This is a genomic window from Sciscionella sediminilitoris (assembly GCF_000737195.2).
Lineage (GTDB): Bacteria > Actinomycetota > Actinomycetes > Mycobacteriales > Pseudonocardiaceae > Sciscionella > Sciscionella sediminilitoris.
This window is the reverse complement of record NZ_JALM01000060.1, coordinates 1-26,068: the sequence shown is the minus strand read 5'-3', so window position 1 is coordinate 26,068 and position 26,068 is coordinate 1. Positions and strand designations below refer to the sequence as shown.

Annotated in this window: 25 protein-coding genes and 1 riboswitch; of the genes, 18 read left to right on the top strand and 7 right to left on the bottom strand. The window is 70.4% G+C overall.

Features of this window, described 5'->3' with window-relative positions:
* Nucleotides 1-33 precede the first annotated feature (33 nt).
* Nucleotides 34-1,683, bottom strand: coding sequence for a glutamate--tRNA ligase (locus AD72_RS22335; protein ID WP_031468511.1), 1,650 nt, complete (start codon nt 1,681-1,683; stop codon nt 34-36).
* 126 nt (nt 1,684-1,809) lie between these two features.
* Between AD72_RS22335 and AD72_RS22330 the strand changes: the two genes are divergently transcribed.
* Nucleotides 1,810-4,287 (top strand): ATP-dependent Clp protease ATP-binding subunit, encoded by a 2,478-nt coding sequence (locus AD72_RS22330; protein WP_031468510.1) that lies wholly within the window; start codon nt 1,810-1,812, stop codon nt 4,285-4,287.
* Here AD72_RS22330 and AD72_RS22325 read toward each other — a convergent pair whose 3' ends face one another.
* The 5 genes from AD72_RS22325 to AD72_RS22305 form a co-directional block, all read right to left on the bottom strand.
* Nucleotides 4,288-5,805: an ABC transporter ATP-binding protein gene (locus AD72_RS22325; RefSeq protein ID WP_037346957.1), complete on the bottom strand. Its 1,518-nt coding sequence runs from the start codon at nt 5,803-5,805 to the stop codon at nt 4,288-4,290.
* Nucleotides 5,802-6,560 carry an ABC transporter permease gene (locus tag AD72_RS22320; RefSeq protein WP_031468508.1) on the bottom strand — a complete coding sequence of 253 codons (759 nt, stop codon included), beginning with the start codon at nt 6,558-6,560 and terminating at the stop codon, nt 5,802-5,804. The genes AD72_RS22325 and AD72_RS22320 overlap by 4 nt, the downstream gene beginning before the upstream one ends.
* 2 nt (nt 6,561-6,562) lie before the next feature.
* Entirely contained in the window at nt 6,563-7,510 is a 948-nt protein-coding gene (locus AD72_RS22315; RefSeq protein WP_031468507.1) for an ABC transporter permease, read from the bottom strand.
* Between the two features lie 4 nt (nt 7,511-7,514).
* Complete coding sequence (locus AD72_RS22310; RefSeq protein WP_197285046.1) at nt 7,515-9,014, bottom strand: ABC transporter substrate-binding protein; 1,500 nt, start codon at nt 9,012-9,014, stop codon at nt 7,515-7,517.
* Nucleotides 9,015-9,092: 78 nt separating this feature from the next.
* Nucleotides 9,093-9,251, bottom strand: a riboswitch (cobalamin riboswitch).
* 42 nt (nt 9,252-9,293) lie between these two features.
* Nucleotides 9,294-9,740: a VOC family protein gene (locus tag AD72_RS22305; RefSeq protein ID WP_031468505.1), complete on the bottom strand. Its 447-nt coding sequence runs from the start codon at nt 9,738-9,740 to the stop codon at nt 9,294-9,296.
* A gap of 99 nt (nt 9,741-9,839) precedes the next feature.
* On the opposite strand from AD72_RS22305, the gene AD72_RS22300 reads away from it, so the two are divergent.
* From AD72_RS22300 to AD72_RS22225, 17 genes are all read left to right on the top strand, one after another.
* On the top strand, nt 9,840-11,369 hold the full coding sequence (locus tag AD72_RS22300) for an amidase (protein ID WP_031468504.1): 1,530 nt from the start codon (nt 9,840-9,842) through the stop codon (nt 11,367-11,369).
* A 31-nt stretch (nt 11,370-11,400) separates the two neighbouring features.
* Nucleotides 11,401-12,219, top strand: a complete 819-nt coding sequence (locus AD72_RS22295) for an LLM class flavin-dependent oxidoreductase (RefSeq protein WP_031468503.1) — start codon at nt 11,401-11,403, stop codon at nt 12,217-12,219.
* 67 nt (nt 12,220-12,286) lie between these two features.
* Nucleotides 12,287-13,111 (top strand): alpha/beta fold hydrolase, encoded by an 825-nt coding sequence (locus tag AD72_RS22290; protein WP_231644928.1) that lies wholly within the window; start codon nt 12,287-12,289, stop codon nt 13,109-13,111.
* Nucleotides 13,112-13,147: 36 nt separating this feature from the next.
* Nucleotides 13,148-13,723, top strand: a complete 576-nt coding sequence (locus AD72_RS22285; protein ID WP_031468501.1) for a superoxide dismutase family protein — start codon at nt 13,148-13,150, stop codon at nt 13,721-13,723.
* Between the two features lie 115 nt (nt 13,724-13,838).
* Nucleotides 13,839-15,164, top strand: coding sequence for a diaminopimelate decarboxylase (gene lysA, locus AD72_RS22280; RefSeq protein ID WP_031468500.1), 1,326 nt, complete (start codon nt 13,839-13,841; stop codon nt 15,162-15,164).
* Nucleotides 15,165-15,191: 27 nt separating this feature from the next.
* Nucleotides 15,192-16,337: a tRNA dihydrouridine synthase DusB gene (dusB, locus tag AD72_RS22275; RefSeq protein WP_156365327.1), complete on the top strand. Its 1,146-nt coding sequence runs from the start codon at nt 15,192-15,194 to the stop codon at nt 16,335-16,337.
* Nucleotides 16,330-16,767, top strand: coding sequence for a hypothetical protein (locus AD72_RS22270; RefSeq protein ID WP_156365326.1), 438 nt, complete (start codon nt 16,330-16,332; stop codon nt 16,765-16,767). Before dusB ends, AD72_RS22270 begins: the two co-directional genes overlap by 8 nt.
* A gap of 174 nt (nt 16,768-16,941) precedes the next feature.
* Nucleotides 16,942-17,748, top strand: coding sequence for a GGDEF domain-containing protein (locus tag AD72_RS22265; protein WP_037346947.1), 807 nt, complete (start codon nt 16,942-16,944; stop codon nt 17,746-17,748).
* Nucleotides 17,749-17,922: 174 nt separating this feature from the next.
* Nucleotides 17,923-18,903, top strand: a complete 981-nt coding sequence (locus tag AD72_RS22260) for a hypothetical protein (protein ID WP_156365325.1) — start codon at nt 17,923-17,925, stop codon at nt 18,901-18,903.
* Between the two features lie 71 nt (nt 18,904-18,974).
* A complete protein-coding gene (gene phoU, locus AD72_RS22255) occupies nt 18,975-19,637 on the top strand; it encodes a phosphate signaling complex protein PhoU (protein ID WP_031468495.1) in 663 nt (220 codons plus the stop codon).
* A 9-nt stretch (nt 19,638-19,646) separates the two neighbouring features.
* On the top strand, nt 19,647-20,573 hold the full coding sequence (locus AD72_RS22250; RefSeq protein ID WP_031468494.1) for a proline dehydrogenase family protein: 927 nt from the start codon (nt 19,647-19,649) through the stop codon (nt 20,571-20,573).
* 4 nt (nt 20,574-20,577) lie between these two features.
* The gene (locus AD72_RS22245; protein ID WP_031468493.1) at nt 20,578-21,369 is read left to right on the top strand and encodes a thioesterase family protein; all 792 of its coding nucleotides are present in this window, start codon (nt 20,578-20,580) and stop codon (nt 21,367-21,369) included.
* Between the two features lie 56 nt (nt 21,370-21,425).
* Nucleotides 21,426-22,232 (top strand): pyrroline-5-carboxylate reductase, encoded by an 807-nt coding sequence (gene proC, locus AD72_RS22240; RefSeq protein ID WP_031468492.1) that lies wholly within the window; start codon nt 21,426-21,428, stop codon nt 22,230-22,232.
* A gap of 187 nt (nt 22,233-22,419) precedes the next feature.
* Entirely contained in the window at nt 22,420-22,650 is a 231-nt protein-coding gene (locus AD72_RS22235; RefSeq protein WP_031468491.1) for a helix-turn-helix domain-containing protein, read from the top strand.
* A gap of 185 nt (nt 22,651-22,835) precedes the next feature.
* Nucleotides 22,836-22,937 carry a 30S ribosomal protein bS22 gene (locus tag AD72_RS35880; RefSeq protein ID WP_003402602.1) on the top strand — a complete coding sequence of 34 codons (102 nt, stop codon included), beginning with the start codon at nt 22,836-22,838 and terminating at the stop codon, nt 22,935-22,937.
* Between the two features lie 238 nt (nt 22,938-23,175).
* Nucleotides 23,176-24,216 carry an NAD-dependent epimerase/dehydratase family protein gene (locus tag AD72_RS22230; protein WP_031468490.1) on the top strand — a complete coding sequence of 347 codons (1,041 nt, stop codon included), beginning with the start codon at nt 23,176-23,178 and terminating at the stop codon, nt 24,214-24,216.
* A 15-nt stretch (nt 24,217-24,231) separates the two neighbouring features.
* The gene (locus AD72_RS22225; protein ID WP_031468489.1) at nt 24,232-25,149 is read left to right on the top strand and encodes a lysophospholipid acyltransferase family protein; all 918 of its coding nucleotides are present in this window, start codon (nt 24,232-24,234) and stop codon (nt 25,147-25,149) included.
* 4 nt (nt 25,150-25,153) lie between these two features.
* Here the strand turns inward: AD72_RS22225 and AD72_RS22220 are convergent, their stop codons facing one another.
* Complete coding sequence (locus tag AD72_RS22220; protein WP_063890784.1) at nt 25,154-26,008, bottom strand: HAD family hydrolase; 855 nt, start codon at nt 26,006-26,008, stop codon at nt 25,154-25,156.
* Nucleotides 26,009-26,068: the final 60 nt, after the last annotated feature.

Below are 26,068 nucleotides of genomic sequence, written 5' to 3'. Positions count from 1 at the left end.
CGTGTCCTCGACCCCATGGAAGCACTGTGCCGCTCAGCTGGCCAGCGCGCCGATCCGGCGCACCGTCTCCTCGCGGCCGAGCACCCGGGTGATGGAGTGCAGGTCGGGGCTGCGGGTGGAACCGGTGATCGCCACCCGGAACAGCTGCGCGCACTCCCGGATGGAACCCGGGTAGGCGTCCGGGTCCTTCTTGTACTCCTTGGCGTTGCGCGCGAACCCGTGCTTCGCGGCGAGCGCGCGGATCTGGCCGAACCACTCGTCGGTGTCCTCGTGGTGCTCGTAGCCCTCGAGGAATTCGGTGATCATCGTGCGCACCAGCGCGGGATCCACGGCGAGCGGGGCGACCCGCTCGTCGGTGGCCCCGGAAAGCGGGGTGAACAGTTCGGGGAAGAAGAACCCGTAGACCGCGCGGAACTCGCTCCACTTCTTCAGGTCCTTGCGCGGGTTCTGCACGCCCTCGCGTTCCACCGAGAGCGCGCCGAGGGCCAGTTCGCGTTCCGTGTCCAGGGTCGTGGCGAGCTCGGTGTCGAATTCGGCGGCCCAGGCCTTGACCGCGTCCAGGATCTCCGGCCCGGTGAGCGTGGCGATGTGGTCGGCGGAGATGTCGTCCAGCTTGACCAGGTCCACCAGCGCGCCCGCCGCCCCGAACTCGTCCAGCCGCAGCGGTTCGGCCATCGCCTCGTCCAGCGGCAGCTCGGCCAGCCGTCCGTTGGCGAGGCCGCGCAGGTAGTACAGCACCGCCTTGGCCGGGTAACCGGACTCGAAGTAGAAGTCGACCGAGGCCTCCGGGTCCTTGCGCTTGGACAGCTTGCGCTTGTTCCCGTTCTCCTGCTTGAGCAGCGGGGCGATGTGCGCGTAGCGGACCTGCTCGAAGCCGAGCGCCTCGAACAGCTGCAGGTGCACCGGTACCGAGGAGATCCACTCGTCCCCGCGCACCACCAGGTTCACCCGCATCAGGTGGTCGTCCACCGCGTGCGCGAAGTGGTAGGTGGGCAGCCGCGGCGACTGCTCGGAGCTCTTCAGGATCACCACGTCGTTGCGGTTCGCCTCGTGCTCCAGCGTGCCGCGGATCGCGTCGGTGAACCGGATGCGTTCTCCGGTGTCGTCCGGGGCGCGGAACCGCACCACATAGGGCTCGCCGGCGTCCAGCTTGGCCTGGACCGCCGCCGGGTCGGCGTCCCGCCAGATCGCCCAGGATCCGTAGTAGCCGGTGGGCAGCTTCACCGCCTGCTGCTTCGCGGTGATCTCGGCCAGCTCCTCCTTGGTGGCGAAGTCCAGGTAGGCCTTGCCCGCGCGGAGCAGCTCGCGCACGTAGCTGAGGTAGATCCGCTCCCGCTCGGACTGCCGGTAGGGGCCGTAGTCGCCGCCCTGCTCGCTGTCCTCATCGGCGCGCAGGTCGAAGTAGTCGAAGGCACGGCCGAACTGGTCGAGCGCGCCCGCGACCTCGCGGGACTGGTCGGTGTCTTCCACCCGCACCAGGTAGCGGCCACCGGAGCGGCGCGCGAGGTCGGCGTCCACGTTCGCCACGTAGACGCCGCCGATGTGCACGAAGCCGGTCGGCGAGGGACCGAACCGGGTGACCAGTGCGCCCTCGGGGAGTTCACGCGCCGGGTAGCGCTGTTCCCAGTATTCGGGCTCGGGCAGATCCGAGGGGAAAAGGGCGTCGATAACGGCACGGTCCATACCCGAAAGTCTAACGGGGTGACCACGGTCACAGCTGGAATTCCTAAGCTGTGCTGCACGTTAGTTGACAGTAGTTGACTCAACCTTTGAGTTTTCGCAGTTGGTGGATGCTCCCGAGGAGGGAAGATGCCAGGCTTTTACGGCAATGGACCGGCGAACGGCCAGTACGGCTCCTTTGACGACTTCCTTGCCCGGCTGCTCGGCGCGGGTGTGACGCCCGGCGAGGAGCGGGTGCACCGGGTCGATCTGACCAGCCTGATGACCGAGCGGGCCCAGGAACTGCTCGCCGACGCGGCGGCGCTCGCCGTGCAGCGCGGGAACACCGATCTGGACGCGCTGCACCTCGCGCTCGCCGCTACCCGCGCGAGCGAGACCGCGGACCTGATCAAGGGCTCCGGTGCGGACCCGGCCCAGCTCGCCGAGCGGTTCGAAGCGGCGCTGCCGGGCAGGCAGACCGAGACCGAGCAGCCGCCCGCGCTAACCACCGCGGCCAAGCGGACGCTGCTTGGCGCGCACCAGATCGCCCGCGCCACCCAGTCCAACTACATCGGCCCCGAGCACATCCTGTTCGCGCTCGCCGCGGACGAGAACTCGGCGACCGGCAGGCTGTTCCACGCCGCCGGGGTGCACCCGCGCGGATTCGGCCAGCCCCAGGGACAGGGACCGGCGCGGCAGGAGAGCAAGACCCCGCAGCTGGACGAGTACGGCACCGATCTGACCGAGCGGGCGCGCGCCGGCGAGCTCGACCCGGTGATCGGGCGCGCCGAGGAGGTCGAGCAGACCATCGAGGTGCTCTCCCGGCGCACCAAGAACAACCCGGTGCTGATCGGCGAGGCCGGGGTCGGCAAAACCGCCATCGTGGAGGGCATCGCGGCCCGCATCGTGGACGGCACGGTGCCCGCGACGCTGGCGGGCAAACGGATCGTGGCCCTGGACATCTCCAGCATGCTCTCCGGTGCCCGCTACCGCGGTGACTTCGAGGAGCGGATGAACAAGGTGATCGCCGAGATCGTCGCCGCCGAGGGCGAGGTGATCGTGTTCATCGACGAGCTGCACACGATCGTCGGCGCGGGCGGTGCCGAGGGTGCCGTGGACGCGGGCAACATGCTCAAGCCCCGGCTGGCCCGCGGTGAGCTGCACGTGGTCGGCGCGACGACCCTGGACGAGTACCGCAAGAACATCGAGAAGGACGCGGCACTCGAGCGCCGGTTCGCCCCGGTGCACGTCGGGGAGCCGAGCGTGCCGGACACCGTGGCGATCCTGACCGGGCTGCGCGAGCGCTACGAGCAGCACCACTCGGTGCGCTACACCGAGGAGGCCGTGCTCGCCGCGGCGCAGCTCTCCGACCGCTACGTGACCGACCGGTTCCTCCCGGACAAGGCGATCGACCTGCTCGACCAGGCGGGCGCCCGGGTGCGGCTGCGCGCACTCGCCAACGGGCAGACCGGTGGCGCCAGCGTCGAGGAGCTCGAACGGGAGAAGGACCGCGCGGTGCGCGAGGAGCGCTACGAGGACGCCTCGAAGCTGCGGGACCAGATCGGTGCGCTCGAATCGGACGGGCGTTCGCGCACGGCACTCACCGTCGAGGACACCGATATCGCCGAGGTGGTCTCGCGGGCGACCGGGATCCCGGTCAGCCAGCTCACCGAGACCGAGAAGACCAGGCTGCGCAACCTCGAGGCGGAACTACACCAGCGGGTGATCGGCCAGGATGACGCGGTGAACTCGCTCGCCAGGTCGGTGCGCCGGTCCCGGAGCGGGCTCGGCGATCCGAACCGCCCGGTCGGCAGCTTCCTGTTCCTCGGCCCGACCGGGGTCGGCAAGACCGAGCTGGCCAAGGCACTCGCCGCGGCCCTGTTCGGGGACGCGGACCGGATGGTGCGGCTGGACATGAGCGAGTTCGGTGAGCGGCACACCGCTTCCCGGCTGGTCGGCGCGCCTCCCGGCTACGTCGGTTACGGCGAGGCCGGCGAACTCACCGAGGCGGTGCGCAGGCGCCCCTACTCGGTCGTGCTGCTCGACGAGATCGAGAAGGCGCACCCGGATGTGTTCAACACCCTGCTGCAGCTGCTCGACGACGGGCGGATGACCGATGGTCAGGGCAGGACCGTGGACTTCTCCAACACGGTGCTGATCATGACCTCCAACCTCGGCTCGGAGATCATCTCCAGCAGGGGAGGGGCGCTCGGGTTCCGCGGGGAGTCCGAGGACCAGCAACCGCTGCGCGACCGGCTGATGGGCAAACTGCGCGAATCCTTCCGCCCGGAGTTCCTCAACCGGATCGACGAGGTCGTGGTCTTCCGGCGGCTCGACTCCGAGCAGCTGCACACGATCACCGGACTGCTGCTGCAGGACACCAGGGACCGGCTGGCCGGGCTCGGGATTGGCGTGGAGTTCCACGACTCGGCCGTTTCCTGGCTCGCCGAACACGGCCACCAGCCCGAGTTCGGGGCGCGGCCGCTGCGCAGGACCATCCAGCAGCAGGTGGACGACGCCATCGCCGACCTGCTCGTGGACGGTGAACTCGGCGAGGGCCAGCGGGTCGAGGTGTCCGCGGCAGACGGGGAACTGAAGTTCACCGTCGCGGATCCGGTGCCCGCCTGATCACTGACCTTCCGGCGCCGGGAGCCCGCCTCGCATGAGTGCGGCTCCCGGCGCCGAGGTCTGTTCGGCGGCGAACCGTTCCGCGTCCGCCTCTTCGACACAGCGACCGGCGTCCAGTACGGCGACCCGGTCGGCGAACGGCAGCAGGGTGTCCAGGTCGTGCCCGATGAGCAGCAGCGTGGTCGCGCTGCGTTCGGCGGCCGCGGTGAGCACCCGCAGCAGCCGGGTGGTGCTCGCCGGGTCCAGGCCGGAGGTGATCTCGTCGCACACCAGCAGCCGCGGCCGGGCGAGCAGGGCCCGCGCCAGGGCACACCGCTGCAACTGCCCGCCGGACAGCGATCCTGGTGGCCGTTCGGCGGCCGCGGGGTCCACGCCGAGCTCACCGAGCAGCGCGGCGGCCTCCTCCCGGGCGGTGGCCCGGTTCGCGCCGCGCAGCCACCGCGCGGTCGCGGCGATCTGGCCGAGTGTCCCGGCGTGCTCGGCGAACGAGGCGCGGCTGTCCTGATGCACGTACTGGATGGCGCGGCGCAGCGCGGTATCCCGCTTGCCCGCGGCCGTGGGGACCGGTTTCCCGTCGAGGGTCACCGTGCCGCGCGCTCCGGTCAGCCCGGCGAGCACCCGGCCGAGTGTGGTCTTGCCCGCCCCGGAGGCGCCGAGCAGCACCGTGGTGGCCCCGGCGGGCACGGTGAGCTCGAGTCCGGTGAGGATGCCGGGCACCCGCAGCCCGCGCACCTCGAGCGCCGCGCCGCCGGTGCGCGGTCGCGGCACCGGTTCCGGTGCACTGGTCAGTTCCCGGGTCTTGGCCGCGCGAGGTGCGCGGAGCAGTTCCCCCGCCGGGCCGTGTTCGATCAGTTCTCCGCCGTCGAGCACGGCGATCTCGTCCGCGAGGGCGCGCACCGCGGCGAGGTCGTGGGTGAGCAGCAGCAGCGCCTTCCCCGATTCGGTGAGCAGTCGCAGCCGGTCGAGCAGACCGGCCTTGGTGACCGGATCCAGCCCGGTCGTCGGTTCGTCCAGCACCAGCAGACCCGGTGCGCAGACCAGGGTGGTGGCCAGCGCCATCCGCTGCTGCTGGCCACCGGAGAGCCGGTGCGGATGACGGCGGGCCATCCCGGGGGCCAGTCCCGCGTCCCGCAGTGCGGCCGTGACGGCGTTCGCGCGTTCGGCGCGGCCGGAGTTCCGGAGCCCGGCCAGTTCGCGCAGCACCGGTCCGCAGCGGCGGACCGGATCGAGCACGCTCGCGGGATCCTGCGGCAGATGCCCGAGCGCACCGGCCCGCGCCCGTACGCGCTCGGAGGCGTTGCGGCCCAGCAGTTCCGTTCCCGATGCTCGCACGCTTCCGGTCAACCGCACCCCGTTCGCGGCCTCGCCGAGCGCGGCAAGTCCGAGCGTGGTCTTCCCGCTGCCCGATTCACCGAGCACGGCGAGCACCGAACCCTCTTGCACAGCAAGGGAAATCCCACTCAGCAGTTCGTGTTCTCCCGTGCTCGCGCCGAGCTCGGTGAGTTCGAGCAGAGTCATCGCAGCCTCGCCAGGTAACGGTCGACGGTGAGGTTGGCGCCCACGCACAGCATCGCCAGCAGCGCGGCGGGCACCAGGACGGCCAGCGGCTGGGCGAACAGCGCGGTGGCATTGCGCTCGATCACCACGGCCCAGTCCGGGGCGGAACCGGGCAGCCCGAGCCCGAGGAAGTTCGCCGAGGCCAGCAGGTAGAGCACGATGCCGAGCCGGGTACCGGCATCGGTGGCGACCGGGCCGAGCGCGGAGCGGGCGACATAGCCGAACTGGATCCGCCACCACGGCATCCCCTGCAGGTACATCGCCTCGACCGCGGTGCGGCACCCGGGAGCGAGCGCGGCGGCCCGCACGATCCGGGTCACCGCGGGCAGTTGCAGCACCGCGGCGGCCACGATCAGGGTCGCCGGTTCCCGGTGCCCGGCCGCCGCGAGCACCATGAGCACCAGCAGGCCGGGGAAGGCGAGCAGGATATCGAGCACCCGCAGCACCGCCTCGTCCGTGCCCCGGCGCCGCCTGCTCGCCGCGAACAGGCCGAGCGGGATTCCCAGTAGATAGGCGAGCAGCAGCGCGGCCAGGGTCATCCCGGCCACCGAGGTGCCGCCGGAGAACACCAACGCCAGCACATCCCTGCCGAGCGCGTCGGTACCGAGCGGGTGCCCGTTGCCCGGTCCGAGCAGCGGATCCGCCTCCGGTGCCGTGCTGCGCGGGAGAACGGGGCCGAACACGGCGAGCAGCAGCGGGATCGCCAGCAGCAGCATCCTCAGCACGCGGCACGCTCCCGCTGTGGAGTGAACCGGTGCGCGAGCAGATCGCCGAGCAGGTTCACCGTGATGATCACGACGGCGAAGACGAGCACATACCCTTGCACGGCAGGGAAATCCCGGTTCTGCACCGCCTCGATGAACCCGGTGCCCAGCCCGCGCACCGAGAACAGCGTCTCGACGACCAGTGCCCCGGAGAACAGGCCCTCGATGGTGCGCGCCGACTGCTGGATCAGCGGGGCGAGCGCGTTCGGCAGCACGTGGCGCAGCAGCACCGTGCGCTCGCCGAGCCCGAGCAGCCGCAGATGCCGGGCGCTCGGGCTCCCCGCGTTCGCCGCGACCCCGATGCGCACCTGGCGGGCGAGATCGCCGAGCTGGGCGCCGACGAGCACCGCGACCGGGAGCACCAGAACCGCGGGCTGGGCGAGCAACCCGATCCCGTCCAGCCCGACGGTCGTGGCCGGGAACAGTCCCGTGTAGACGGAGAAGGCCGCGACCACCAGCAGGCCCAGCACGAACTCGGGGATCGCGTGCAGCCCGACGGTGACCGCGGAGAGCAGCCGGTCGGTCCGGGAACCCTCGCGCAGCCCGCTGGTCACCCCGACCGCGGCGGCGAGCGGGAACAGTACGGCGATGGCCAGCCCGGCGAGGATCGCGGTGCTCGCGAACCGCTGCGCGAGTTCGGTGCTCACCGGAACCCCGGTGACCAGTGAGCGGCCGAGGTCACCGGAGAACAGGGCGCCGAGCCAGTCGCCGAACCGCTCGGGAAGCGGGCGGTCCAGCCCGAGCTGATCGCGCAGCGCGGCCAGTTCCGCCGCGCTCGCCCGTTCCCCGCCGATCACCGCGGCCGCGTCCCCGGGAAGCAGCGCGGTGAGCCCGAACGCGGCGAGCAGCACCACGGCGAGCTGGCCGAGCGCGATGGCGGACCGGGTCAGCAGAAACCGCACCGGTTCAGGAGATCCGCGCCGAATCGAACCGCGCCCAGGCATGCGAGTTCGGCGGTGCGGCGCGGACACCGTGCACCCGCTGGGAAACCCCGATGTACCAGTTGCCGAATCCCCAGACGAGCAGCCCGCCGCGATCGTGCAGGATCTGCTGGGCGTCGGCGAGCAAACCGAGGCGGTCCGGCTCCGCCCTGGTGGCCGCCGCGCGATCGAGCAGCGCGTCGTAGCGCGGATCGGTGAACCCGGTGACGTTCATCGAGGCGCCGGTGCGGAACCGCTGGGAGAGGAAACTCGTGATCGGCAGGGTCGCGGTCCTGGTCTGTGCCGCCACTCCCTCGGTCTTGATCTGCGCGAAATAGGTGCTCGCCGCACGGGTGTTCGGCCGCACCCGCAGGCCGATCTCGCCGAGCTGGCGCGCGATCAGGGTGGCCGCCGATTCGAAGGCGGGGATCGTGGAACTGGTTTCGAGCGGGAAGGAGAGCCCTTCCGCGCCCGCCTCGCGGACCAGGGCGCGGGCTCGGTCCACATCCCGGTGCCGCTGCGGGATGGCCGCCGCATAACCGCGCTGACCCTTGTCGAACAGGTCGTTGCCGACCGAACCGTGCCCGGCGAGCGCGATCCGGACCAGTTCCTCGCGGTCCACGCCGTAGTACACGGCCTGCACCAGCCGGGGATCGTCGAACGGCGGGCGGCTCAGCCGCAGGTTGACCGCCTGCATCGTGGTGCCCCGTGCGGTGAGCACCCTGGTGTCCCCGGTCAGCCGCGCGGCCGTGGTCGCCGTGACATCGTGGGCGTAGTCGACCTGGCCGGAAAGCAGCGCGTTCGCCCGTGCCGACTCGTCCTGGACCGGGACGAACTCCAGCTCCTCGATCCCGGATTCGCCCGCCCAATGCCCGCGCCAGCGGCGGAACACCGCCTGCCCGCCGGGAGTGAAGGAGACGAAGCGGAACGGGCCGGAGCCGATGGGCGCGGTGAAATCCTTCGTCCCCTCCGGCACGATCTCGGTCGAGGGCGCGCCCCAGGCCGCGGGGAACTCGAAATCCGGATTGTGCAGCACCAGTTCGAGCTCGGTCGGCGAAATCCGGCGGCAGGACGGGAAATCCACTCCCGCGAAGTACTGCCGGGACGCCGAGGCCAGCTTCGGATCGGCGACCCGGCGCATGCTGTAGAGCACGTCCGCGGGGTCGATGGGGCGGTTGTCGTGGAACCGGGCCCGGCGCAACCGGATCCGCCACCGCCTGCCGCTGTCGTCGCTCTCCCAGGATTCGGCCAGCCGCGGGCGCACCGACATGTCGTCGGCATAGGTGACCAGCGTGTCGAACAATGCCTTTGCCCGCGCCTGGTCGACGAAATTGGTGGCGCTGAGCGGATCCAGGGTTTCCCGCGAGCCGCCGGACTCGAACGCCACGCGTAACCGGTTCGATCCGGCCCCCGTTCCGCATCCGGCCACCGTCAGCCCGGCGGCCACGCCCGCGGCCGAGGACAACAAGCGCCGTCGAGTGAGCAACGAGAACCTCCTGGGACATCACGCGACGTCCCAGGGCGGGTGTGCCATGAGACCCCGCTCTGTAAACCACGACAGTCAGGGGTGAACGAGCGCACGGCGGGCATCCCGGCTCACGGCTGTTCTCGATCGCCGTTCACGGTTGCGGGTCAGCGCCGGACTCCCACCGGCTTCCCCCGCCGCGCGCGATATTCGGTTGTGCGACTCCGGCTGAGGGTAACCGGGTCCGGGTGAGTCAGAAAGGTCACGCCCGCCACAGCATGCTCGCCGCGGGCCGATCGCTCAGGCAGGCTGGATCAGTTCGACGGTGGTGCCGTCCGGATCCGTGAGGTAGACGAACCGGGTACCCGCGCGCGGGCCGTCCGGCATGGCCCGTACTCGTCCAGGGGGCGTGAATCCGTGCACGGCGACGGCGGCGAGGACCGCCTCGATGTCGTCCACGGTGAACGCCAGGTGCATCGCTCCCGGATCGCAGGGCCGTTTGGCGCTGCGATCCCGGTCGGCGGTGGTGTATTCGAGCAGTTCGATCCGGTGCCCGCCCGGTGCCTCGAGGACGGCGATGGAGATCCCGGTTTCCGCCACCCCGGTGACGTCCCCGGCGAAGTCGCCGTCCAGCCGACCACGGCGCACGAGAGCAAAGCCGAGCGCTCCGGTCCAGAACTCCAGCGCGCGGTCCAGGTCGGCGACGGTGATTCCGGTGTGTTCGGTCGCATGAATAGTGAAGCTCACGAGCTCATTCTCGCACCCGGTCACTCCGCGCCCCGCCGAACTCGACATTCTCCCCGATTCCTTCTAGCGTTCCTTTTGCGTTCTGGGCGAGGAGGTCCGATGGCAGTCACTCCGCCAGAGCGAGCCGATATCACCCGGCTCGCGCACCAGTACGGATTCGGCGTGAATTCGGCCGAAATCGATTCCTATCGAGATCTCGTCACCGCCGCGCTCGCCTCCTACGACGAGGTGGACGGGCTTTACCGGCGGTACCGGGAAACCATGCCGGAACGTGCATTCACGATTCCCGATGCCGCGGAGAACGAATACGCGGCCTGGTATGTGCGCACCCGGATCAGCGGGACCGGGCAGGGCCCGCTCGCCGGGCGCACGGTGGTGCTCAAGGACAACATCGCGCTGGCCGGGGTGCCCATGATGAACGGTTCGCGCGCCGTGGAGGGGTTCCGCCCGCTGCGGGACGCGACCGTGGTGCGCCGCCTGCTCGATGCCGGTGCGGTGATCGGCGGCAAGGCGGTGTGCGAGGACCTGTGTTTCTCGGCGGGCAGTTTCACCGCGGCGAGCGGACCGGTGCGCAATCCCTGGGATCCCGCCCGGATGACCGGAGGCTCCTCGGCCGGATGCGCGGCCCTGCTCGCGGCGGGGGAGGCCGAGCTCGCGGTCGGCGGTGACCAGGGCGGCTCGATCCGGCTGCCCGCGGCGTTCTGCGGGGTGGTCGGGCACAAGCCGACGCACGGCCTGGTGCCCTACACCGGGGCCTTCCCGATCGAGACCACGCTGGATCACCTCGGCCCGATGACACGCACCGTCGCCGATGCCGCGCTGCTGCTCGGGGTGCTCGCCGGGGACGACGGCTACGATCCGCGGCAGTACCGCACGAGCACGCCGCAGGACTACCTGGCCGCGCTCGGCGGGGACCTGTCCGGGCTGCGGATCGGGGTGCTCGAGGAGGGCTTCGGCTGGCCGGGCCTTTCGCTGGCCCCGGTGGACGAGGCGGTGCTCGAGGCCACCCGGGTGCTCGCCGCCGCGGGGGCGCGGGTGAGCCGGATCGGCGTTCCCTGGCACCGGGACGGGCTGCATCTGTGGAACGTGATCGCCACCGAGGGCGCGACGACCCAGATGATCGACGGGAACGCGTTCGGCATGAACTGGGCCGGGCGATACGACCCCGAACTGCTCGAGCACTACGCGCACGGCCGGGTGGCCACGGCCGAGCAGATGGCGGTGACCCTCAAGGCGACCGCGTTGTGCGGGCGCTACACCATCGAGCGCCACGGCGGGCGGTACTACGCGATGGCTCGCGAACTGGCCTGGCGGTTGCGCGCGGCCTACGACGAGGCGCTCACCGAGGTGGACCTGCTCGCCCTGCCGACCGTCCCGTACACCGCGCGGCCCATCCCGGACAGCGGGTACACCGAGGCCGGACTGATCGAGGCGGCGCTCGGGATGCTGCACAACACGGTCCCGTTCGACGTGACCGGGCACCCGGCGATCTCGGTCCCCGCGGGTCTGGTCGACGGCCTCCCGACCGGGTTGATGCTGGTGGGCAGGCGCTTCGCGGACGCGGACTGCCTGCGCGCGGCCGCGGCCTACGAATCGGCGCTCGACGGGTTCCCGTCACCAAACGTTTGACGGCTCATCGTTTGATGTCTAACCTTTACCCATGGCTGAGCACACATTCAGGTTCGGGGTCGTCGCCGCCCCGCAGCAGGGCGGGCCGTGGCGGGATCTGGCGCGCAAGGTGGAAGGACTGGGGTACGACACGCTGCTGATGCCGGATGGGCTGCAACTGCCCTCGGTCTCCTCCTCGCTGGCGATCGCGGCCGAGGTGACCACCCGGCTGCGGGTCGGTACCTTCGTCATGGCCAGCCCGCTGCGCCATCCGAGGATGATCGCGTACGAGGCGGACAGTCTCAGTGTGCTCACCGGAGACCGGTTCGAGCTGGGCATCGGCACCGGGGCACCGCACGTGCTGCGTCAGGTGACCGAGGATCTCGGCTATCCGGAACCGTCGGGGGCGCGCAGGCTCGCGCTGGTCGGCGAGGCCATCGACGCGCTGCGGGCGAGCCAGAGCGAGCGGCGCACCCCGGTGCTCATGGCGGCGAGCGGTCCGAAGGCGCTCGCCATGGCCGGGGACAAAGCCGACACGGTCACGCTCGCGGCCCGGCCACTGGCGAGCCGCGAGGATGTCGCCGCGATGGCGGACACGGTGCGCGCGGCCGCGGGCGGAAGGGACCTCGAGCTGTCCATGAACATCTTCGCGGTCGGCGAGCAGCTGCCGCCCATGGTCGAGCAGTTCGTCGGGGCCAGCGTGGAGGAGCTGATCGCGCACGATTCGCTGGCCATACTGCGCGGGAGCACCCAGGAGATCGCGGATGAGCTGCAGCGCCGCCGCGATGCGTTCGGTACCTCTTACATCACCGTCAACGCGGCAGGGTATGAGCAGCTGGCGCCGGTGGTGGAGCGGCTGCGCGGACGCTGACCCTGGTCATGGTGGCCGAGCCGTTGCTACTCTCGCGTAAACTACGGCGGAGAGGTGGTTGGTCACCGTGGACGGATACGGCCTCAACTACGAACGGCGCGGTTCGGGCACACCGCTGGTGCTGCTGCACGGCATCGGGCACCGCTGGCAGGCGTGGCGCCCGGTGCTGGACGAGCTCGCCGCGCACCACGACGTGATCGCGATCGACCTGCCCGGTTTCGGCCGTTCACCGCAGTTTCCCGGGCACGGCGGCTACGACGTCCCCGGCGCGATGCGGCGGCTGCGCACCAGCTTCGAACTGCTCGGGGTGCGTTCCCCGCACATCGCGGGGAACTCCCTCGGCGGCCTGCTCGCCGTGGAGGCCGCGGCCCAGGGCATGGTCGCCTCGGCCACCGCGCTCTCCCCGGCCGGGTTCTGGACGCGGCGGGATCGCGCCCGCGCCCTGGCCACCCTGCGGATGATCCGGGCCAGCGCCCGCGCGCCCCGGCCCGCGGTCGGTGCCCTGCTCGCCACCGGGCCGGTGCGGTCCCAGTTGCTGCGGGTGCTGCACAACCACCCGGAACGCATCGATCGGTCCACCGCGCTCGGGGATGTCGCCGCACTGCGCGATGCCACCGGGTTCGCGCCGACCATCGAGGCGGGCAAGCGCTACTCCTGGCAGGGCAAGAGTCCCGACATTCCGGTGACCATCGCCTGGGGCGCCAAGGACCGGGTGCTGCCGCCGAGACAGGCCGAGCGGGCGGCGCGACGGCTGCCGAACGCGCGCCACGTGCTGCTTCCCGACTGCGGGCACGTGCCGATGCCCGATGATCCGCGGCTGGTGGCCAGGACCATCCTGGAAACCTGCGCGCTCGCCGAGGAGCGGGTCGCCGGGGTGGACGAGACGGTGTGAGTTGCGCTTCCCGGCCGCGGGCACTAGGCATGGTCCATGCCTTCGCGAAATAGGAAGAAGATCCTTTTTGTCGCTGTTCTGATCGCGGCCGGTTTCGGTACGAGCGGGCTCGCCTCGGCGCAGCCCGTACCCGATACCGCGGCTGCTGCCGGGGTCTTCGGTGCGTACGCACCGGGACGGGCAGCCAGCACCTACGACCCCGCGCTCGTGCCGCCCGGTTCGTCCGCGGGGGCCGCCCGGTTCGCTCCGGGGACCGGTGGCACGACGGTGGTCTTCGGGGTGCGCGGACTGGTACCGGATCGGGCTTACGGCGCTCATGTACACACCAAGGCCTGCGGTGCCACCGGGGAGGCCGCGGGGCCGCACTTCCAGAACGTGCCCGATCCCGTGCAGCCCTCGGTCGATCCCGCCTACGCCAATCCGCGCAACGAGGTCTGGCTGGACTTCACCACCGACGCCACCGGGACCGGATTCGCGGCCAGCTCGCTCGACTGGCGCTTCGCGGGCCGTGCGGCGAAGTCCATCGTCATCCACGAGACACCCACGCACACCGGTGCGGGGCACGCCGGAATGGCCGGTGCCCGGCTGGCCTGTCTGAACATCGGGCTGTGACCGCGGGCACCCGCGCGGCGGCCGGGGTCAATGTGGCGTCAAAACGACCCGGCGCGGCGTAACGAAACCGTCCGCGCGCCGGGTGAACACCGTATTGCGGGCGTGTACTGACGCCATGACCATCACGGAGATCCTGCCCTCGCTCGGGCACCTGCTGCACGAACGATTCGACGGCGCCTGCTGGCCCTCGACCGCGTCCGCCGATGAGCACGGCGACCTGATCGTCGGCGGGCTCGGCCTCACCGGGCTCGCCGCCCGGTACGGCACTCCCTGCCTCGTGCTCGACGAGGCACAGGTGCGCGCCCGGGTGCGCGAGTTCCGCGCCGCGCTGCCCGATGCCGAGCTCGCCTACGCCGGGAAAGCCTTGCTGTGCAAGGGACTCGTGCGCTGGCTGGCCGAGGAAGGGGCCTCGTTCGACGTGTGCTCGGCCGGTGAACTGCACCTGGTGCGCGCGGCCGGGGTGGACGGTTCCCGGATCCTGGTGCACGACAACGGGAAGACCAAGGAGGATCTGAAAGCGGCGGTGCACTGTCCCGGTGCGCGGATCGTGCTCGACTCCTTCGAAGAGCTCGACACCCTCGAGGGCATCGCCGGGCCCGGGCAGCAGGTGCTGGTCCGGGTGACCCCGGATGTGGACGCGCACACCCATCGCAGCATCGCCACCGGAGTACGGGGTGCGAAGTTCGGCTTCGACCTGCGCGCCGGGGAAGCCGCCGAGGCGGTGGACCGGGTGCTGCGCTCGCCGAATCTGGAACTGCTCGGCCTGCACTGCCACATCGGCTCCCAGGTGTCCGGTGTGGACAGTTACGAGGCCGCGGTGCGGTTCATGGTGGGACTGCTCGCCGACATCCGCGAACGGTTCGGTGTGTGCCTTCCGGTGCTCGATATCGGCGGCGGCTTCCGGGTTCGCTACACCGAGGAGGAACCGGAGTTCGACCTCACCGGGTTCGCCGACCGGGTGCGGATCGCCCTGCACTACGAATGCGACCGGTTCCAGCTGCCCGCCCCGCGGCTGATCCTCGAACCCGGCCGCTCGATCGTCGCCCGCGCCGGGGTGACCGTTTACCGGGTGCTCGCCGTGAAAGGCTCCACCGTGATCGTGGACGGCGGCATGTCGGACAATCCGCGTCCCGCGCTGTACGGCGCGCGGTACCGGATGCGACTGCTCGGCAGGAGGTCTTCGGCGGCCACGGTGCCGCTGACCGTCGCGGGCAGGCACTGTGAATCCGGGGATGTGCTCGGTGAGGCGGTCCCGCTGCCCGCGGACACCCGCGCGGGCGATCTGCTCGCGGTGGCCTGCACCGGCGCTTACCACGTGCCGCTGCAGTCGAACTACAACCTCATCGGCCGGCCGCCACTGCTCGCGGTGCGCGACGGGGCCGCCCGGGTGCTGCTGCGCCGGGAGGGCGAGCGCGACCTCATGGCCCGTGATCTGGGCTGAGGCGGTTAGCCTTGACTCGTGTCAGCAGTGAATCCCTCGCTCGAGATCGGCCGCTATCGGGTGGACCCGCCGGTCGTGCTCGCCCCGATGGCGGGCATCACCAACCGCGCGTTCCGCACCCTGTGCCGGGAGTACGGCAGCGACCGCGCGCTGTACGTGTGCGAGATGATCACCACCCGCGCGCTGGTGGAGCGGGACCCGCACACCATGCACATGATCACCTTCGGCCCGCAGGAGACGCCGCGCTCGCTGCAGCTCTACGGGGTGGACCCGGAGACGATGCGCCGCGCCGTCGCGATGATCGTGGACGAGAACCTCGCCGATCACATCGACATGAACTTCGGCTGCCCGGTGCCCAAGGTGACCCGGCGCGGCGGCGGGGCGGCGCTGCCCTACAAGCGGAACCTGTTCGCGAGCATCGTGCGCGCCGCGGTCACCGAGGCGGCGCGCGCCGACATCCCGGTCACCGTGAAGTTCCGCATCGGCATCGACGATGAGCACACCACCTACCTGGACGCGGGCCGGATCGCCGAGGCCGAGGGCGCACGGGCGGTGGCACTGCACGCGCGCACCGCGGCCCAGCGCTACTCCGGGCAGGCGGACTGGTCGGCGATCGCGCGGCTCAAGGAAGCGGTCCAGAGCATCCCGGTGCTCGGCAACGGGGACATCTTCGCGGCCGAGGACGCCTGGAAGATGGTCGACCAGACCGGCTGCGACGGGATCGTGGTCGGCCGCGGCTGCCTCGGGCGGCCCTGGCTGTTCGGCGAGCTCGTGGCCACCCTGAGCGGGCAGCCGATCCCGGACCCGCCGAACCTGGGCACCGTCTCCTCGGTGGTGCTCCGGCACGCCGAACTGCTCGTCGAGCACTACCGGACCGCGGGGGACGAGGCGGAGTTCCGCGGGGTACGGGATCTGCGCAAGCACATGTCCTGGTACCTCAAGGGGTTCCCGGTCGGTTCGGAGCTGCGCCAGCGGTTCGGGCTCATCTCCGGGCTCGCCGAGCTCGAGGACCTGCTCGGTGCCCTGGACGCGGACGCGCCCTTCCCGGCGGCGGCCGAGGGACCGCGCGGGCGCCAGGGCTCCCCGGCCAAGGTCGCCCTTCCCGAGGGCTGGCTCGACGATCCCTGCGACGCGCAGACCCCGGATGTGGAGGACATGCACTCCGGTGGTTAGGGCGCGAGCGGTCCAGGCCCTGGTCCTGGCCGGTGTCCTGGGCGCGGGCACGGGCTGCGGTGGCGCGCCGCCGGACTCGGTGCCGCGCGACCGGATCGGCGCGTACTTCGCCGAACTGAACGCGAGCGCGGCGCGCGGGCCGCAGGCCCAGGACACGTTCTTCCGGCGCACCCAGGTCGCCCAGTTCGCCGACCGCTACTGCGCGAACCCCGGGCTGACCGTCACCGAGGAACCCACGGAGTCCGCCGCCCGGCCCGACCCCGGCTGGTCCCCGGAGCGCGGGAAACCCGTCTCCGGAACCGTGTACGCGGTTCCGGTGCTGTTCACCGCGAAGCGCTCGGGTTCGGTCCTCGCCAGCCAGATCTCCTATGCGCGGGTGGTCGACGAGGGTGAGCGGATCTCCGGTTTCGGTCCCTGCAAAACCCTGTGAGCAAATTCCGGGAAACGGCCGGAACCAGGGATTTCGCCAGAACCTCTGATATCAGACTTCAAAGGTGTGATGATCATTGCACCTGTGAGGGGCACCCATTCGGTGTCACGCGCTTAAGGTCCCTTCGGAAAGGGTCGATGCTCTCCCCGGGCGCGGTAAGGAGGAGGTGAGCCCGTGGGCCTGCTCGAGTCGCGTGCGGCTGCCGATCACGGGCACCCGAGAGCGCGTCGCCGTTCCGGTGCGGCCGAACTGCACGAGTCGCTCGCCGCACTGCTCGCCGAACGGGGCGAATACGAGTCCGCGTATCGGCATATGCGGATGGCGATGAACATCCTGCGCGATGGGACGCGCGAGGCACCCGAGGTCTCCGAGGAACTGCGCATCGAGGTCGCCCGGCTGCGCCGCGAGCACGCCGAGGCCATGCAGCAGAGCATGCGGGACTCGCTCACCGACACCTACAACCGCCGTTACCTGGACAGCAGGCTGCTCGATCTGGTCGACGAGCAGCGCTCGAGCGAACACGGGGTCGCGGTCGCGCTCGTGGACATCGACTGGTTCAAACGGGTCAACGACACCTACGGGCACCGGATCGGCGACCTCGTGCTCCAGCAGGTGGTCCTGCTGTTGCAGCGCGATCTGCCGGAAGGGGCCTTCTGCGCGCGCTACGGCGGCGAGGAGTTCGTGCTCGTCTACCCGGACACCGATCTGGACAGCGCGATCGCGCACACCGACGCCACCCGGACCCGGGTGGCCAGGCACGACTGGTCGCGGGTCGCGGAGGGACTGCGGCTCACGGTCAGTATCGGGGTCCGGCATCAGGGCCCGGAGGCCGATCTGGACAGTGAGCGCCAGCTACGCAGCGCTGACCGGCTGCTTTACACCGCGAAACGCGCGGGACGCAATGCCGTCGTCTACTCCGACGGCGGAGTGGCGAAGGTACTGGGTGGATCACGCGGAAGGTTTGTCACCCGGGCGGAGTAACCGCCGCGATGGTGTGCTACACATTCAGCCTGTCGTGCTGGCGTAGCGCGCGTTTCGTTGTAGGATCGCGACTTCAGCGATGCAAGGCCGTAGTGATCCCTCTCTGGTACGAACGCGTATGTCGGGGCCGCGCGACACCAGGTTCGTGACGTGTGCTGTGTGGAAGGAGTAATGGTGCCCGAGCAGCCGCGCTCTCGCACGGACAAGGCCGCCCCGACCGGTCGCCGGCGCCGTTCCCTCGAGGATTCCGGTGGCCTGCACGTTTCCGAACTGCTCTCCAGGGACACCGCCGCCCGGCCCCGGCGCCCCATCCCGAGGCAGGACCGGCCCGCCGAAGCCACGGTGCGGGCCGAGCCGGTACCCGAACCCGCCCGCGCCGAACCGCGGATGTCCCAGCACCGGGCAGTTCAAGCCCACCCGGCTCAGTCCCAAACAGCCCAGTCCCGGTCGCCGCAGCCGCGCGCGGCCCAGGGCAGCAGGCCGCGGCACGGTGCGAAACCGGACCCGAAATCCCTGCCGCTGCCCAAACCGCGCGCGATCCCCGAGACCGAGCAGAACGTGCTCACCAGCGAACTCGAGCCGATCTGCGATGACGTCAAACGGCTGCGCGCCATGGACAACACCCTCGCCCGGTTCTCCGCGGTGCACGACGAACTCGCCGAGGAGGAACGGCGCAAGCGCAGCAAGCGCTCGCGTTTCCTGCCCTGGGTCTCCGAAGCCGATGAGCTCGAAGAAGCCCTCACCTTCACCCCGACCAAGGTCGGAGTGCAGCCGGTCGACCCGGCCGAGCTCGAGGACGAACAGGTCGCCGAGCAGGACGAGCCCGGGGCAGCTGGGGAATCGGACGAGGCCGAATACGCCGAAGACGAGTACCTCGACGACGAGTGCGCGGAGGACCTGGACGAGGCGGAGTACGCCGAAGACCTCGAGGACGGCGAACGGCCCCGGATGACCCGCTTGCGGGAGAAGAAGCAGCGGCGCAGTGAGCAGAGCGTGGTCGCGGGCAAGGTCACCGCGGGCGCGGTCTCGGCGCTCGTGCTGCTCGGCTGCGGGATCGGCTGGGGCCTCCAGAGCGGGCAGGGCGGCGCTGAACAGGGTAAACAGGTTCGGGTAGTCAACCATGTGGAGTCCTGTGATCACCCCGGTTGCCAATGATCATGCCGAGTTCATCCGCGATTCATGTGTGCTTGCGCGTGCGCGCACCTCGCTGGTCGTAGGCTGGGAACATGCGTGAGGCTTATCGGGATCAATTGGGCGAGCTCGCGGATCTGCTCGCCGGAATGTGCGCGAGTGTCGCCGAAGCGATGGAGAGGGCGACCCAGTCGTTGCTGGATGCCGACCTCGCCCTCGCCGAGCAGGTGATCGGGGCCGACCAGAAGGTCGACGAGGCGCGCACCAACGCCGAGGAACAGGCCTACGCCCTGCTCGCGCTCCAGGCCCCGGTGGCCAGCGAGCTGCGCACCGTGCTCGCCGCCATGTACGCGGCGGAAAGCCTCGAGCGGATGGGTGACCTCGCCAAACACATCGCGGGCGCGGCCCGGCGCAGGCACCCCGACGAGGTCGTTCCCGCGGAGGTCCGGCCTTACTTCGCCAAGATGGGCGAGGTCGGCGCCACCCAGGCGCGGCGGGTCGAACAGGTCATCCGCACCAGTGACGTCGGGCTCGCCAAGGAGGTCGAGGAGGCCGACGACGAGGTGGACGAGCTGCACCGGCACCTGTTCACCAAGATCATGGAGCGGGACTGGGAACACGGGGTGGCCACCGCGGTCGACGTGACCCTGCTTTCCCGGTTCTACGAGCGGTTCGCCGACCACGCCGTCTCGGTCGCACGGCGAACCGTGTTCGTGGTCACCGGGGAGATGCCGACCGGGGCGGACGCCGAGCAGTAAAGTGCGGGTATGAACCCGCTGCGCTCTGTCATCCTGGCCGCCGCGCGGAACGAGACCATCAAACGCACCGTGGCCACGGCACCCGTGTCCCGGGATGTCGTCGCCCGGTTCGTCGCCGGGGAGAACACCGCGGACGCCATCCGCGCCACCACGGAGATCACCGGGGACGGGCGCCTGGTGACCCTTGACTACCTCGGTGAGGACAGCGTCGACACCGAACGCGCGGAGCGGACCGTCACCGCCTACACCACGCTGCTCGACCAGCTCGGTGCTGCGGGGCTCGCCGCGAACGCCGAGGTCAGCGTGAAACTGTCCGCGGTCGGTGCGAAGTTCGACCGGCTCTACGCGTACAAGGCCGTCTCCCGGATCTGCAAGGCCGCCGAGGCCGTCGGAACCGCGGTCACCCTCGACATGGAGGACCGCACCACCACCGACGACACGCTGAACATGCTCGTGCTGCTCCGCCAGAAATGGCCGTCCACCGGCGTGGTCGTGCAGGCCTACCTCAAGCGCACCCTCGAGGACTGCGAACAGCTCGCCGAGCAGGGTGCGCGGGTGCGGCTGTGCAAGGGGGCCTACGCCGAACCCGCGACCGTGGCCTACACCAGTGCGGAGGAGGTCTCCCGCAACTACATCCGGTGCGCCGATGCGCTGCTCGGCGGCGAGGGGTACCCGATGTTCGCCACCCACGATCCCGCGCTGCTGGGCATCCTCGGTGAGCGGGTGGCGCAGCACGGCAGGACGCCGGACCGGTTCGAGTACCAGATGCTCTACGGGGTCCGCCCGGACGAACAGCGCAAACTACGTGCCGAAGGCAACACCGTGCGGGTCTATGTCCCCTACGGCGAACAGTGGTACGGCTATCTCATGCGCAGACTCGCGGAACGCCCGGCGAACGTAGGCTTCTTCGGCCGAGCCCTGCTCTCGAAGCGGTGACGGCATGGATCTGAACAAAGCGAGCGAGGTACGCGCCGAGGCCGAGGGCCTGTTCTCCGCGGACCTCTCCGCCGAATGGAGCGTCGGGGACAAACCGCACGGCGGCTACCTCATGGCCGTGCTCACCAGGGCGGCACTCGCCGCGGCCGGTGGGGACCGGGATCCGCTCGCCGTCTCCTGCGAGTTCCTCCGCCCGCCCGAGGCCGGTCCTGCCGAACTGCGCACCGAGGTGCGCAAACAGGGCAGCACCGTGTCCTCGATCGGGGTCGCGCTCGAACAGCACGACGCGGTGCGGGTCACCGGAACGGTCACCGCGGGCCGGTTGCCGGACGAGGAACCCGCGTGGGCCGAACTGCCGGAGTTCCCGGTCGAGCCCGGACCGGACGCACTCGAGTTCAACACCGAGTTCGAAGGCCCGAGCAAGATCGGCTGGTACATGGACACCCGGTTCGCGCGGCACAACGCCTCGTTGTTCACCGATCGCAAACCGGGTGATCCGCTCGAGTACCGCGCGTGGTTCCGCTCCCCGGACGATCACCCGGACATCTTCTTCGCCCTGGTCGCCGGGGACATGCTGCCTCCGCTGCCGTTCAATCTCGGGCACATCGGCTGGTCGCCGACCGTCCAGCTCACCGCCCTGCTGCGCGCCGAGCCCGCGCCCGGCTGGCTGCGGGTGCAGGGCAACTGCCGCACGGTGGCCGGGAACTGGTTCGACGCGGACGCGACCGTGATCGATTCGCGTGGCCGGCTGGTCTGCCAGGCGCGCCAGCTCGCCCTGCTCGCCCGGAAGCGCTGACCGCACGCCGACAGCCCTGACGAGGTGCCGGGGCACCGCATGGCACGCTGAAGCGCATGGAGAAGATCGCGGTACTTGGTGCGGGAAAGATCGGCGAAGCGCTGCTCTCCGGGCTGCTCTCGTCCGGTCGGAGCGCGGATGAACTGCTGTTCACCGAGCGCTACCCGAAACGGTGTGACGAGCTGACCGAGCAGTACGGGATCACGGCAACGGACGTGCCCGGCGCGGTTCGCGAGGCCGAGGTGCTCGTGGTCGCGGTGAAGCCCCAGGATGTGGACCCGCTGCTGGACGAGCTGGCCGAGCACCTGCGCGGGGCGGGCGAGCTGCGGCTGGTGGTCTCGCTCTGCGCCGGCCTGCCGACCAGCAAGTTCAGCGAGCGGCTTCCGGAGGGCACCCCGGTCGTCCGGGTCATGCCGAACACGCCGATGCTGGTCGGCGCCGGGATGTGCGCGATCTCGGCCGGGCCGAACGCCACCGAGGAACACCTGGGCACCGTCGAGCAGATGCTGCGCTCGGTCGGCGAGGTGGTGCGGGTCCCCGAGACACAGCAGGACGCGGTGACCGCGCTGTCCGGTTCCGGGCCCGCCTACTTCTTCTACCTGGTCGAGGCGATGATCGACGCGGGCATCCTGCTCGGTATCCCGCGGGCGACGGCGACCCAGCTCATCGTGCAGGCGGCGGTCGGTTCGGCGAAGATGCTCGCGGAGGAGGCGGAGCATCCTGTGCTGATGCGCGAGGCCGTGACCTCGCCGGGCGGCACCACGATCATGGCGATCCGCGAACTGGAACGGCACGGGGTGCGGGCGGCGCTGATCGACGCGATCGAGGCCGCGCGGGATCGTTCGGTGGAACTCGGCTCCTGACCGGGCACATCCGCGGAAGGTGCCGATCACTCGGTGGGTGGGTAGGCGGGATCGTTGTATCGAATTTTCGCCCACCTGTCGCATGAGCCCCACTAGTCCCGATAGGCTGGCGGACAGCACGTGCGTGTCGATACCGCCGGTGGGGAAGCCGAGCGGCGCGACGCGTGTCGGAAAGGCGCGGTGAGGTATGCCGTCGCAGGAACGGAAGGATGCTGGCGAGACCGGCGGTGTTTCCGCAGGTCAGGTACAGTTTCTTACGGTCGCCGAGGTGGCCGCGATGATGCGCGTCTCCAAGATGACGGTGTATCGCCTCGTGCATTCGGGTGAGTTGCCGGCCGTACGGGTCGGGAAGTCGTTCCGGGTGCCGGAGCAGGCGGTGCACGACTATCTGCGGGGCGCGTACTTCGACGTAGGGTAACCGGCGCCGGTGGGGTACCGGGTGCGCGTAAGCTCGCGCCCTCGCTACCCCGCCGGTCGCTGCCCTCGCGGGTCCCACTAGACTGACCATTCGAGTTTTGTGAACTGGCACAGCAACCCTGTGGCACATCCTGCCCGGGGTCCCCGTCAGTAGTGAAAGGCCGCGAGAGGAAGGCGGGTCCCCCGATGGGCTCTGTGATCAAGAAGCGCCGCAAGCGCATGTCCAAGAAGAAGCACCGCAAGCTCCTGCGGCGCACTCGGGTGCAGCGGCGCAAGCTCGGCAAGTAACCGCCGGGCGCGGCACGTGGCGGGGTTCGCGAGATTTCGCGGCCCCGCTTTTTCGTGCCTTCTTCCGGCAGCGGATTCCGATGTCCATTGTGGACGGTGCTTAGCCCGAGTGGGTTACATGTGGCGTAGAAAAAGCTGTGAACTGCGTTAATGCCGGGTTACCGGGGCCCATTCCGGTCTTCGGAATGAGTAGCATCGAGGGCAGTTTCCCCGATCCGCGACGCCAAGAGGGGCGCCCATGCCGTCGACCGTGCTCGTCACCGGTGCGAGTGGTTACCTCGGAAGCCACCTTGCGGCGCAGCTGGCCGCCCAGCCGGAGATCGGCAGGGTCATCGGCGTGGACACGGCGCTGTCCACCGCGCAACTGCGCGCCCGGCTCGGTGGCGCGGAATACCTCCGCGCGGATGTGCGCACCCCGCTGATCGCGAAGGTGCTGCTCGAGGCGAAGGTGGACACGGTGGTGCACGCCTCGCTGACCGCGCACCCGCCGGGGCCCAGCGGGCGGCCGCTGCACAAGGAAATGAACGTGATCGGCACGATGCAATTGCTCGCGGCGTGCCAGCGCGCCCCGCTCGTGCGCAAACTCGTGATCAAATCCACGGCCGCGGTCTACGGTTCCGGGCCGCGCAATCATGCGGTGTACTCCGAGGAGATGCCCGCGGATGTGACCCTGCCGCGTTCGGGATACGCCCAGGACAATGCCGAGGTCGAGGCATACCTGCGCGGCTTCTCCCGGCGGCGCCCCGAGGTGGATGTCACCACGCTGCGGTTCGCCAACCTGATCGGGCCCGGGGTGGACACGGTCCTCACCCGGTATTTCGCCCTTCCCGTGGTACCGACGGTTTTCGGCTACGACGGGCGCCTGCAGCTGCTGCACGCCGAGGACGCGCTCGCGGTGCTGCGGCGCGCGGTGCTCACCGATCTCCCCGGCACGTTCAACGTCGCCGGGGACGGGGTGCTCACGCTCGCGCAGGCGATCCAGCGCGCGGGCCGGGTCGCCCTCCCGGTTCCCGAGCAGGTGATCGGACCGGCCTCGAGATTCGTGCGCGGTGCGAAACTGGTCGACTTCGGACCCGAACAATTGCGCTATCTGAATTTCGGCAGGGTCGTGGACACGGCGAAACTGCGCACCGAATTCGGCTACCGGCCGAAATTCACCACCCGCGAGGCATTCGACGATTATGTGCGCGGCCGCCGGCTCGGCCGCCTGCTCGATCCGGACAAGCTGGTCTCCGCGCCGCTGCGCGCCATCGGGCTCGCACTACCGGCACGCACCTGAAGCACGAGGGAGAACATGGGCGATAAACCCCGCGCCGTCGCGCTGCACGAACGCAGCAGCGCGCCCGCCCCGCGCGTGCCCGCGCCACGGGCGAATCCGGATCCGGTACCGGAACCGGAACCGCGCACCGGCGAACCGCATCCGGTCACCCGGTTCGCCGAGTTCTGTTATCGCCGGCTCGCCGGTGACTACGAGGTGGACGAGTTCGGTTTCGACCGCGAGTTCACCGATTCCGTGCTGCTGCCCGCCGCCCGCGCGGTCTACGAGCACTGGTTCCGGGTGGAGGTCACCGGCGCGGAACGGATCCCGGCCGACGGTGGCGCGCTGCTGGTCGCGAACCACTCCGGCACGCTGCCCTGGGACATGGCGATGACCCAGGTCGCGGTGCACGAGAACGGGCGCAGGCTGCGCGGGCTCGGATCCGGGCTGCTGTTCGGCACCCCGGTGCTCGGGGTGCTCGCGCGCAAGGCGGGGCAGACCCTGGCCTGCGGCCCGGACGCGGAACGCCTGCTGCGCGCCGGTGAACTCGTCGGCACCTGGCCCGAAGGCAGTGCGGGACTCGGGAAACCGTTCGCCGAGCGGTACACCGTCGGCCGCTTCGAGCGATGCGGGTTCGTGGACATCGCCGCCCGGGTCGGGGTGCCGATCATCCCGGTCTCGATCGTGGGCGCGGAGGAGGCGCACCCGAAACTGGCCGAGGTGTGGCCGCTGGCCAGGCTGTTCGGGTTGCCGTATTTCCCGGTCACCCCGACCTTCCCGCTGCTCGGCCCGCTCGGCGCGATCCCGCTGCCGACCAAGTGGCGCATCGATTTCGGCGAACCCATCGAGGCGGGGCCCGGCTGCCGGTTCGCCCTCGCCGAGCGGGTGCGCGGCACCATCCAGCGAACCCTGCGCGAGCTGCTCGAGGGACGCGCCAACCCGTTCACCGGGTGAGCGTTCAGGCCGAGCGTTCCCGGCGCCGGTAGGCGATGCCCGCGGCGAGGGCACCGGCGACCGCGCCCGCGCCGAGCACCGAGGGCACCCCGATCTTGGCCGCCTTGCGCCCGGTGCGGAAGTCCCGGATCTCCCAGCCGCGCTGCCGGGCGATGTCGCGCAGCCCGGTGTCCGGGTTGACCGCGACCGCGGTGCCCACGACCGAGAGCATCGGCACATCGTTGGCCGAATCGGAGTAGGCGGTGCACCGGCGCAGATCCAGTCCCTCCCGCGCGGCGAGTGCCCGTACCGCGTGCGCCTTGGCCTTACCGTGCAACAGTTCGCCGACGAGCCGTCCGGTGAGCACCCCGCCCTCGTGTTCGGCGACCGTGCCCAGCGCCCCGGTCAGCCCGAGCCTGCGCGCGATGATCTGGGCCAGCTCCTGCGGGGTCGCGGTGACCAGCCACACCCGCTGGCCCGCCTGCAGGTGCATATCGGCGAGCGCGCGGGTGCCCGCCCAGATCTTGTCCGCCATGAGCTCGTCGTAGATCTCCTCACCGAGCTCGAGCAGCTTGTCCAGGCTGCGCCCCTGCACGAAGGACAGAGTGTGCTCGCGAGCGGCGGCGATCCCGCCGGAGCTCTCCTTGCCGATGATCCGGTACTTGACCTGTTGCCAGGCGAACTCGGCCAGATCGGAGGAGGTGAAGTACTTGCGCGCGGCCAGCCCGCGGGCGAAGTGGAAGATCGAGGCGCCCATCATCATGGTGTTGTCCACGTCGAAGAACGCGGCCGCGGTGAGATCGGGCGGAACCTCGACGCGTTCGGCCTGGTCCTGCTCGGCGGCCGTGGACGCGGCCTGCGCGGACGCCTCGCCCGCGATGGCCGCCCTGCGATCGGCTGCGGTCTCCTGAGCAGGGCGCTCGGTTTCCGAGCGGCTGGC